Raw genomic sequence first — 11,323 nt, forward strand, 5'->3', positions numbered from 1 at the left:
AGAAGGCATCCGACAATTCCCAGCTCGCCAATCGCGACATGGCTGACTCCTCCAGTTGTGATGGAGGAAGCTGGCTCAACGGAATCGAAATGTCAACCTATTTACGGATAAGCTCTTACTATGACATCAATTGCATCGTGGACGGCGGCGTGAAGCTCTACCGCGTGACCACCATACATAACTGGTTGAAGGATCGGATGACTTCGGCGGCCGGTTCCCTGCCCTTGGGGAGCCGGCCGCTGCTTTTCCGTCTGTCTGCGGGAATGGACATAAGACGATGTGGGCAGCTTTGTACCCGGCCTTGGGGACTGTCCGCAGACTGTCCGCAGGCTGTCCGCAGACAGCCTATTCCTCGCGGCGCCACCACCTTCCGCCTCGTTGCCAGGCCCCCGCTCGCTCACGTAGTTGGTATGGTCGGATCCTCGCCCACCCGGGCGCCCATGAGCATCAGCGTCCCTGACACCTGCCCGCGGACGGCGGAGGCGAAAATGTCGCCCTTGTGCAGCAAGGTCTTCGGCCTTGGGGACTGTCCGCAGACTGTCCCCAGACTGTCCCTTGACTGTCCGCAGACAGCCTATTCCTCGCGGCGCCACCACCATCCGCCTCGTTGCCAGGCCCCCGCTTGATCACGTAGTTGGTATGGGCGGATCCTCGCCCACCCGGGCGCCCGTGAGCATCAGCGTCCCTGGCACCCTGCCCGTGGACGGATGACTCGCACTCCACCGCCTCCAGAGTGCCGAGCTTTTTCTCACCACATTAATTGCTACTTATAAGGGGTATTTTAAAAAGAGCCCCGGCGCGATTCCGCGGCCAGGGCCAAAACCGAAGGAGAGGAATGCCCATGATTGAGATTCACAGGCAAGAGCGGGTGGGGGACTTGGTGACCCGCCATCCCTCGCTATCCAAGTCTTTCGCCCAGGCCGGCATCGACTTCTGCTGCGGCGGCGGCCGGACCCTGGACGAGGCCTGCCGTGAGGCCGGTTGTGAACCTGAGGAGCTGCTGGCCGACCTGCGGCGGACCCTGTCGCGGGACGAGGCGCAGGAGCCGGACCTTCGCGCCATGTCCCTTACCCAATTGGTGGAGCACATCCTCGAACAGCACCATGCCTACCTACGCACCGAGCATCCCCACCTGGACATGCTGACCGAGAAGGTGGCCCTCGTACATGGGTCCAAGGATGACCGCCTGGAAGCAGTGCGGCTGGAGTTCATCGGACTCTTCGAGGAACTCTTCGATCACATGGCGAAGGAGGAGCAGGTGCTCTTCCCCATGATCTGCCAATTGGAGGCTTCCGATCGTGCCCCGGACTTCCACTGCGGATCCCTGGCCAATCCCATCGGGCAGATGGAGCGGGAGCACGAAGCGGTGGGATCGGCCCTGCGCCGCCTGCGCGCCCTCACCGACGGCTATCAAGCGCCCGACTGGGCCTGCAACACCTACCGTGCCATGGTGGACGGGCTTGCCCGGTTGGAGCACGACATCCATGTCCATGTGCACAAGGAGAACAACGTCCTCCATCCGGCCGCCCTGGAGCTGGAGGCCCGCCGCCAGTCCTGATGCAGGATGGGACGCTTCTCGCGAGACCGCCCGCCCGATCCATCGCCCGGCATCCGTGGGCGTGCACCGGGCGGGTTCTCACATTCCACTTGCACCTGAAGACCTGCCGCACCAGATTGGAGCGGCATCCCACGCCAGCCTGCCCTCAGGACGACCGCCTGCCCCAGGCTGGGTCGCGACCAGGCCAGGCCGGCGACCCATGTCTTGCCGGGCGCCAGGGCGGGGCATCCGGGGCAGGTCCGCGGAAGGGATTCACCGATCAACGGAAGGAGACCGTCATGAAAACCTCATGGAAGATGCGCCTTGCAGCCACGCTGGGACTGTTTCTGGCCCTGGCCCTGCCGTTGCGCGCCCAGTTCCTCATCACCTCCGTCACGCCCTCCGACGGCGCGGCCGGATTGCCTGGAGCGGTGTCGGTCTGCCTGACCTTCAACGCGGCGCTGGACACCACCCAGCGCTTCACCGTGAACGGCGGCGACGAGGCCGTACTGCCCGTGCAGGCGCTCATCGCCGAACCGGAGGACGGCATCGGCCTGACCGGCTGGACCTGGAGCGGCGGCACGAACATCCTCTGCCTTGAACTCACCCTCGCCGCCGGACACGACTACTACTTCCTGGTGGATCGCGCCATCAGTGCCCAGGGAGCGGATCTGGACGCTCCCCGCGACCTGCACCTGAGCCGCCTGCCCGCCATGGGCGAGCGCCAGGTCCAGGGTCAGGTGGCGCGCCTGGACGGGGAATCGCCCTACGGCGCGGTGGTGGGTCTTTTCGACGCCCCGCCCTTCGGCGAGGAGGACGCCCAGTTGCTGGCCGCCACGGTGGTCTTGCATCCCACCGGAACCTACGCCATCCCCTATGTGCGGCCGGGCCTCTACTATCCCATCACGGCCATGGACCTGGACAGGGACGGCAACATCAGCACGGAGGCGGGCGACCTCATCGGCTACTTGGACGCCGATGAGGACGGGGAGCCGGATGCCATCGTGGTGGGCGGGGAGGACGTGGACGGCATCGACATGCTGCTCTTCTCCATGAGCCTGAGCCCCTTCCTGGCCCGTGAAGGCCTGGAGGAGGCCCGCCAGCTGGCCGCGGAGCATGCGATGGTGACCGACGCGGAGCTGCGCGCCGTGCTGAGCATCGGCGAAACGGTGGAGGACAACGGCCGCAGCATGGGCTGGGGTTACCAGTTCTATTCGCCCACCTTGACGGCCTACATCATGGTCATCCACTTCACCCATATCAGTTGGGTGGAGATCGGCGGTTCGGACTGGCCGCCCATGGCCACCCTGCCGGAGGTGTTCATCGACAGCGACGCGGCCATGTCCATCGCCCTGAACAACGGCGGCTGGGAAGTGGAGGAGAGCCTGAGCGACGACATGCGCTGGGCCATGGCCGGCAACTTCCACTGGCTCTGGCCGGAGGACCCGACCCTTCCCCTCTGGGCCGTGCACTTCGCGGGCTGGTTCAACGGGACCCAATGGCAGGACCATGTCTTCGTCATCAACGCCGTCACCGGGGAATTCCTCGGCAGCTGGGACGAGAACTCCGCCCTGCCAACCCCCGGACCGCTCGTGCCGTCCTCACTGGTTCTGGGCGATCCCTGGCCCAACCCCTTCAATCCAATCGTCCACATTCCCTTTGAGTTGACCAGTCCGGGAGACGTGCATCTCACCGTGCACAACCTGGCGGGCCAAGTGGTGGCAGAGTTGGTGCGGGGCGTTGTCCCGTCTGGCCGGCACCAGCTCGTCTGGGACGCGGCGGGACTGGCGGGCGGCCTCTATCTGGTGAGGCTGGAGCGGGACGGGCGGGTGGAAATGCGCAAGGCCCTGCTGCTGAAGTGATGGGTTCCTGCCTGGCGAAGGGAGGCCGCCGCCCGGGTGTTTTCGACCGGGACTGGGAGGATCGAATCCAGGACCAAACAGGCAACCAATTTTTCGCGCCCGTCACTTTGGTCTTGCGTACATGAATCGGCCGTGTTAACGTGGATGCGTCGTCGCCAACTGGCGACGGTCTCCCGTCAACGGTGGCTATCTGACCAGTCGATCTTGCCCCCTGCCCAGCCGGTGCGGTTGACGGCCTGCCGTCCCCCTGCACGAGGATTGGACGGGAAGTTTCCCAGGGGGCACCCGGCTGGCAAGCAACGTGCGAGGTCCCCATGCGCTCCACCCACCTGACTCCCTTGCTTTTGCTTGCTGGCTTGGTCCTGCCGTCGGCGGCCATTCCGGCGGCGGATCTGCCACCCCACATTGTGCTGGACCCGGAGGTCCGCCAGGCAGTCCCCCCCATCCACGACACGGTGGTCGAGCCGGTCCTCAAGTGGGAGGCGCATCCGCGGGTGGACACGAACTACGCCATCGGCGACGAGGTGGTGGTGGGGACGACCCGCTACGATTACCAGCACAACGGCTCCCATGGGAAGATGATCGCCGTTTCCGCAGATGGCGTCAGTCACGGTTCTTTCATGGGCGGTGCCAACGTGGGGGCTGGGAGGCGTGTCCTGGCCTGGTGTGTGGATCCCGACCTGAGCCTCACGCCTGCCATGAATGTAATGCTGGGCAGGGCCGGCTTCACCACCCACGCCACCACCAGCGCAGCCCCGGTCAACGGGTTGCCGTCAGAATCAGGAGTGGCGGGGTGTCACACCACCACGGGCGCCTGGTTCGGGGTGGATTTCTGGGGTTGCACCCTGGCTTTCGACCTGATCCCTGAAACGGAAAACGCCGACATCCTCTGGCCCCACATCGCCCTGGACTACCGCGACAAGCTGCACATGGTCTGCAGCAACGGTGGGACGGTCATCCCCAACGGCGTGCACTACACGGCCTCCACCAACGGCCAGTCTTGGGACGGACCCTACGTCCTGGTGACGGACGACAGCAACACAATCAGCGCCGTGCCCGTCGCCGCCAAGCACGCGCCGGGAGCGGCCGTCCTCTTCATGGAACGCACGGCGGCGGCGCCAGACGTCTATGAAGACCAGTTCTATGGAGCCAATCAGTGGTGCCACGACATCCTGTGCTACGAGACGCGGGGCGCGACCAACAACCTCTTCACCCGCATCGCCCAGGGGAATCCTGTCAACCTGACGCGCTTCTGGGATCCCACCTCGCCCGCGCCGTTTCGCACCACCGTGGGCGCCTTCACCGACATGGACGCCATCTACGACAGCCAGCAAACGCCGGACCTGCACGTGGCCTTCACTGCGCCCGTGGCGCGGGTGGACAGCCTGCAATGGGTCACGCTTGACGACAATGTGGCCCATTCCCTGCCCTTCATCGACTTGTGCTACCGCAGCGCCCTTTTTCACATCAATGCCTCAACGGGGGAGTGGGGGCACATCGGGGGTTGGTTGGCCGCCGACCACGAGGGGGAGGAGATTCCCTATGTCTTCGCCGGCGTCTTCCGTGTCAAGGAGGACCGCGTGCAACTGGCCCATGACCCGGACACGGGCCACCTCTACGCGCTGTGGAATGTCTACGACCTCGCCGATCGGCGCTCCCCGGGTTCCGACGGCAAGGCGATGGCCAACGGCGAACTCTACATGGCCTGCTCGGCGGACAATGGGCGCACTTGGGGACCGCGCATCAACATCACCAACACGCCCAGCCCCGGCTGCCTGGCTCCCGATTGCCTGAGCGAGACCTATGCCACCCTGGCCGAGACGGTGTCCGGAGGCTGTCTGCATGTGACCTTCCTGCAGGATCGCCATGCGGGCGCATCCATCCGCGACACGGACATCAATGACGGATCGCTGGAGACGGAGAACGACGTCTACTACCTGCGCATCCCCATCGGCGAGATTCCGCCTCCGGCGGGCGAGGCCTGGGATGCCGCCGGGCATATCGGTCTCAGTCGCTACAACAGCCACCGCACGGTCCTTTGGACCTATGGCTCACTGAACAACGTGCTCAACTGGGACCGTGTGGAAATCCTCAACGAAGGCTGGCAGCCGCGCCACTTGGACCGTCTCTCCTTCTACCACGATCCGCTGGATCCCTTCGACAGCGCCGGTCTATGGGTGACCTGGCAGGTCAAGCCGGGGGACTTGTTGGCGGACAACGAGTGGATCACCGAGCCCGCCGACGGCGGTGACTGGGATGGCCTGCTGCCCGTCATGGACGCCCTGCAGGTCAAGCTGGGCATCGGCCACGTGGACTACCCGCTGCGCGAGCAGGCCTTCCGCTTCGAATTCGACGACGGAACCGTGCGCACTTACCGTTACCAGTATTACGGCCTTGATGGCAACGGATCGCTGGTGGAACTCATCGACCTGGACAACCTGGACCAGTATGCGAGCCGTGTCCTCTACGAACGACAGGCCGGCTTGCCGGTCTGCCAGGTCCATCCCGGCCTGTTGGACTTCGGCCAGCTGGAGACGGGCGAGGTGGTGGAGCAGTCCTTCGTCATCACCAATGCGGGCGGCGGCCGCCTGCAGGGAGAGGTGGAGGCCGCCTGTCCCGGCGTCACCATCCTCGACGGGATGCTCGACCTGGGCGCGGAAGAGAGCCAAACGGTCACCGTGCGCGTGGAGGGCCTTGCCCCGGGCGGGCTGGTCTGCGAGCTGGCGCTACCCGGACCGTGTCCGGCGGTGGTTGTGCAAGCTGTGGTGACACAGACCGTCGCGGCGGAGGAGTCCCCCGCGGCTTTCGGACTCACGGCCATCCGTCCCAATCCCTTCAACCCGACGACAACCATCGATTTCAGCCTGCCTGAAACGAGGCACGTGCTCCTTCGCGTCTATGACACACAGGGACGGCTGGTGGGCAAACTGGTCGATCGGCTGGTGGAGCGAGGATCCCACCAAGTCGTGTTCGATGCCGCCAGCCTGCCCAGCGGCATCTACATCGCCCACCTCCAGGCCGGCGAGTTTCAGGAGGCGCGCACTCTCTTGCTGGTGAAATAGGCCCTGCCGCGGCCAGGTTGTCAACGCTCCATGCTGGGCCGGCCTCGCGCGCGCGAGGTCGGCCCATTCTGTCTTTAACGCAAATCGATGTCAGACAACAGGTTCGCCCTGATCCGCGACAGTCGGGTCCGATCCGGGCGTCTCGGGGATGCGCATCCCCCTTCCTATCTTCCACTGTCGTTCTCTTAACACCCAATTGGGACAGGCATACCATGAGCATCAGTCTGCTGGCACAGAGCATCTCAGAGTCCCCGACTCTGGTCATGAACGAGAAGGCCCGGCTCCTGAAGGAGGCCGGCCAACCGGTGATCCACCTGGGCTCGGGCGAGCCTCAAAGCAAGACCCCCATTGACGCCGTGCGCGCCGCAGTGGCGCAATTGGTCACGGCCGACGTCCGCTACACGCCCACCGACGGCACCCCGGCCCTGAAGAAGGCCATCCTCCGCTACACGGAGGAGAATTACGGCAAGGTGCTGGCCCCGGAGAACGTGGTGGTGAGCGCCGGCGCCAAGCAGTCGCTGGCGGGCATCCTCACCTGCATCCTCAACCCGCAGGATGAGGTGATCATCCTCTCGCCCTATTGGGTGAGCTACCCGGAACTGGCCAAGCTCTTCTACGCCAAGCCCATCATCGTCACGCCGGAGGACGGCCGCTTCCATCCCCGCATGCAGGACATCGAGGCGGCGGTGACGGGCTACACGCGGGCCATCATCATCAACAGCCCCAACAACCCCAGTGGCGCCGTCTACGACGAGGCCTTCACCAAGGCCATCGTCGAGTTCTGCGAGAAGAAGGGCATCTGGCTCATCACCGACGACATCTACCACAAGCTGGTCTTCGACGGCGCCCGCTGGTATCCGGCCACCAGGTACCAGCAATGCGATTTCGACGACGGCAAACTCGTCGTCGTCAACGGCGTGAGCAAGCTCTACGGCATGACCGGCTTCCGCATCGGCTGGTGCCTGGCGCCAAAGAAGCTGCAGGAGGCGATCGTGCGGGTCCAGGCGCAGACCGCCAGCTGCGCGCCGGCGCTCTCCCAGGCGGGGGCGGTGGGCGCGCTCAACGGGCTGCAGAGCGGCATCGAGAACCTGCGCCTCTCGCTGCAGAACAACGCGCTGGTGATGAAGAAGGAGCTGAACGCCTTCAACGGCGTTTTCCTGCGGGAACCCCAGGGCACCTTCTACTGCCTGGCCGACTTCAGCACCTACGAGAGGGACTCGGTCAAGCTGGCCAACATGCTGCTGGAGAAAGTGATGGTGGTGACGGTGCCGGGCGTGAGCTTCGGCGTCGAGGGGCACCTGCGCCTCTCCACCTGCGGCACGGTGAAGCAGATCATGGATGGCGTGGCCCGCATGAAGTGGGCGCTGGACCCCGAATCGCCCAACGAGATCTTCATCGGCGACCGCAAGATGGTGCGCAACTGGAATTAGGCGGCAGAGAGGACACGCACATGCTCAACTATCTCAACATCAAAAGCCCGGCCGCCGGCATCGCCAGGGAGCTGAAAAGCGACTTCGGCCTGGTCAACCAGGGCTTCACCAATCTGGGCACCGTTTATTGGAACCTGGCGGAGCCCGCCCTCTACGAGGAGATCCTTTTCCGCCGCGAGGGACAGATCAGCAACCAGGGCCCCATCGTGGTGAACACAGGCAAGCACACAGCCCGGGCCGCCAACGACAAGTTCGTGGTGGTGGAGCCCAGTGTGAACCACGAGGTGTGGTGGGGCCAGTACAACCGGCCCTTCAGCGCCGTCAAGTTCGCCGAGGTGCTCAACCGCCTGCAGGCCTTCCTGCAGGAGCGGGACCTCTTCGTGCAGGACTGCTGGGGCGGCGCCGACCCGCGCTACCGGCTGCCTGTGCGCATCATCACGGAGTACGCCTGGCACAGCCTCTTCGCCCGCAACATGTTCATCCCGCTCGGCGGCGCCGACGAGTACCGCCGCCACGTGCCGGATTTCACCATCGTCAGCATCCCCAGCTTCAAGGCCGTGCCGGAGCTGGACGGGACGCGCAGCGACACCTTCATCCTGCTCTCCTTCGAGCACAAGCTGGCCATCATCGGCGGCACGGGCTACGGCGGCGAGATCAAGAAGAGCGTGTTCACCGTGCTCAACTACCTGCTGCCGCGCCAGGGAGTGATGACCATGCACTGCTCGGCCAACGTGGGCAAGCAGGGCGACACGGCCATCTTCTTCGGCCTGTCCGGCACGGGCAAGACCACCCTGTCCGCCGATCCGCGCCGCAAGCTCATCGGCGACGACGAGCACGGCTGGAGCGACGAGGGCGTCTTCAACTTCGAGAACGGCTGCTACGCCAAGGTGATCGGCCTGTCGGCCGAGGCCGAGCCCGAGATCTACGCCTGCACGCGCAAGTTCGGCACCATCCTCGAGAACGTGATCCACGATCCCATCACGCGGCGCCTGGACCTGGACGACGACAGCCGCACCGAGAACACGCGCGCCTCCTACCCGCTGGCCTTCATCGACAACGCCGTGTCGGAGAAGATGGCCGGCCACCCGCAGAACATCATCATGCTCACCTGCGACGCCAGCGGCGTGATGCCGCCCATCGCCCGCCTCACGCCCGAGCAGGCCATGTACCACTTCATCAGCGGCTACACGGCCAAGGTCTCCGGCACGGAGCTGGACATGGGCAAGGAGCCGGAGATCACCTTCAGCGCCTGCTTCGGCGCGCCCTTCATGGTGCATTCGCCCGCCTTCTACGCCGAGCTGCTCAAGCAGAAGATCCTGCGCCACAACGTGCAGTGCTGGCTGGTCAACACGGGCTGGGTGGGCGGCCCCTACGGCGTGGGCAAGCGCATCAGCATCCGCCACACGCGCAACTTGCTGGACGCCGCCCTGGACGGCGAGCTGATGAAGGTCAAGTACCGCACCGATCCGCTCTTCGGCTTCGAGGTCCCCTTGACCTGCCCCAATGTGCCGGACGACGTGCTGGTGCCGGAGGAGCGCTGGCCGGACCGCGCCGCCTACAAGCTGAAGTACAAGCAGCTGGGCGGCCTCTTCGTGGAGAACTTCCGCAAGTTCGCCGACGACTGCCCGCCCGAGGTGGTGGCGGCCGGGCCCAAGCTGAATAACTACTGATGGTGGACGGGTTGGATCGGGATCGAATCCGACCCCGATCCGGCCAGTGTCCAACGCGATGAGGTGCCGCAGGCCCATCCGTGGCGCGGGCCTCAAACAGACCTGTTGCCTTGCAGAGGACATATGAAGCACTCATGGTGTTGCGCGGCCATCCTGCTGGCGGCGGCCGTGGTGGCGCATGCCCAGGACTGCGCGTCGAGCGGGAACATCGTCTCCTTCAACCTCCTGGGGGTGGATTACGAGATCGTGAAGGAGAACCTCGGCTGGGTCGACGCGGCCGCCTGCGCGGTGGAACGGGGCGGCCATCTGGCCGAGGTCGGCTCACAGGAGGAGCAGGACGGGCTCTTCGCGCAGCTGAACCTGGCGGGCATCCTGCCGGAGCACACGGTGGCACCCGATGGCGGAGGCGCGTCCTATGTCTGGCTTGGCGGCAATGATCTGGCCGTCGAGGGAAGGTGGATCTGGGACGGTGACAACGATGGCGACGGCGTCCAATTCTGGGAGGGGACCGCCTCCGGCGAGCCGGTGGGCGGCCACTACACCAACTGGGGCTTGGAGCCGGACAACTGGTCCAACCAGGACGCGCTGGGCCTGGCCATCACGGACTGGCCCTTGGGGGTGGCCGGCCAGTGGAACGATGTGGACGCCGGCAACCTCTTGTACTACATTATCGAATTTCCGCCCGTCGGTGTCGGCGAGCGCGGCCCGGAGCTGGAACCCGCCAGGACCCTGGTCATGTCCCCCAACACGCCGAATCCCTTCAACCCGGAGACCGTCGTGCGCTGGTGGCAGCTCTCCGGTGGGGAGGCTTCCTTGACGGTCCACGATTTGGCCGGAAGGCTCGTGGTCGAGCATGGGCTTGGATACCGCCAGGCCGGCCGGCATCATCTACGACTTGATGGGAGCCAGTGGCCCGGCGGCATCTACCTGTGCGCCATCCGGGTCGGCGCCAGCTGTGACACACGCAAGATGCTGCTGCTCAAATGACGGTGGCGGAGCCGGTGGCCGGCCGCTGAGGCCTGAACTCCCAGTACAATAATCGCGAATGCCACTCCCAGGGGCCCAGCGCCAGGCGCGCGGGCCCTTTTGCGTGATTTCGGTGGGGAATGTCAGGTGGACGGGACGATCGAGGCTCTGCAGCGGGAGTAACAGAGCACTTGGCGCAGATTCAGGGTTAGGTACTCCTCGATGAACTGGGCTAATCCGAACGTGTTCATGCTACGGCGGGGATTAAGTGGATTCCAAATTTCAAGAGGATGCCAAAAAGAGAAAAGCACACATGACTCAAATTGAACAGTGAGAACAAAAGATCATGAAACGCCAAATTCGCAATGACTTGATCATCAATCGTTTGGGTGGTGAAGCCGACTTGGCGTGGATCTTGCTCAGTTATGCTCTGTCCTCCTGCGAGCCCTGAAAGTCCAAACTCAGATATCAACAAGGAGACCCATCCATGAATGGCATGCGCACACTTCGAAGAGTTTGCTTGGTGGCCCTGGTGCCGGGCAGCATCTGGGCGACGGCACCCGTCAACCTGGGGACCGCCTACAGTTTCGCCGTCCTGGCCGGTTCGACCATCACCAATACGGGACCAACGATCCTGTATGGAGATCTGGGTCTAAGAGCTTATCCGTAAATAGGTTGACATTTCGATTCCGTTGAGCCAGCTTCCTCCATCACAACTGGAGGAGTCAGCCATGTCGCGATTGGCGAGCTGGGAATTGTCGGATGCCTTCTGGAGCCGAGTGGAGCCCCTGCTTCC

The 11,323-nt window shown here is 64.5% G+C and carries 7 protein-coding genes; all 7 read left to right on the plus strand.

Annotated elements, in window-relative coordinates:
* Positions 1-841: 841 nt before the first annotated feature.
* Positions 842-1,558 (plus strand): iron-sulfur cluster repair di-iron protein, encoded by a 717-nt coding sequence (gene ric / locus Q8O14_09350; GenBank protein ID MDP2360944.1) that lies wholly within the window; start codon positions 842-844, stop codon positions 1,556-1,558.
* A 278-nt stretch (positions 1,559-1,836) separates the two neighbouring features.
* Complete coding sequence (locus Q8O14_09355) at positions 1,837-3,399, plus strand: hypothetical protein (GenBank protein ID MDP2360945.1); 1,563 nt, start codon at positions 1,837-1,839, stop codon at positions 3,397-3,399.
* A 314-nt stretch (positions 3,400-3,713) separates the two neighbouring features.
* A complete protein-coding gene (locus tag Q8O14_09360; GenBank protein MDP2360946.1) occupies positions 3,714-6,461 on the plus strand; it encodes a T9SS type A sorting domain-containing protein in 2,748 nt (915 codons plus the stop codon).
* 212 nt (positions 6,462-6,673) lie between these two features.
* On the plus strand, positions 6,674-7,891 hold the full coding sequence (locus tag Q8O14_09365) for an aminotransferase class I/II-fold pyridoxal phosphate-dependent enzyme (protein ID MDP2360947.1): 1,218 nt from the start codon (positions 6,674-6,676) through the stop codon (positions 7,889-7,891).
* 20 nt (positions 7,892-7,911) lie between these two features.
* Positions 7,912-9,561: a phosphoenolpyruvate carboxykinase (ATP) gene (pckA, locus tag Q8O14_09370; protein ID MDP2360948.1), complete on the plus strand. Its 1,650-nt coding sequence runs from the start codon at positions 7,912-7,914 to the stop codon at positions 9,559-9,561.
* 123 nt (positions 9,562-9,684) lie between these two features.
* Positions 9,685-10,548 (plus strand): lectin-like protein, encoded by an 864-nt coding sequence (locus Q8O14_09375; protein ID MDP2360949.1) that lies wholly within the window; start codon positions 9,685-9,687, stop codon positions 10,546-10,548.
* A 466-nt stretch (positions 10,549-11,014) separates the two neighbouring features.
* Entirely contained in the window at positions 11,015-11,197 is a 183-nt protein-coding gene (locus Q8O14_09380) for a hypothetical protein (GenBank protein MDP2360950.1), read from the plus strand.
* Positions 11,198-11,323 lie beyond the last annotated feature (126 nt).

Source organism: bacterium (genome assembly GCA_030685015.1).
GTDB lineage: Bacteria > CAIWAD01 > CAIWAD01 > CAIWAD01 > CAIWAD01 > CAIWAD01.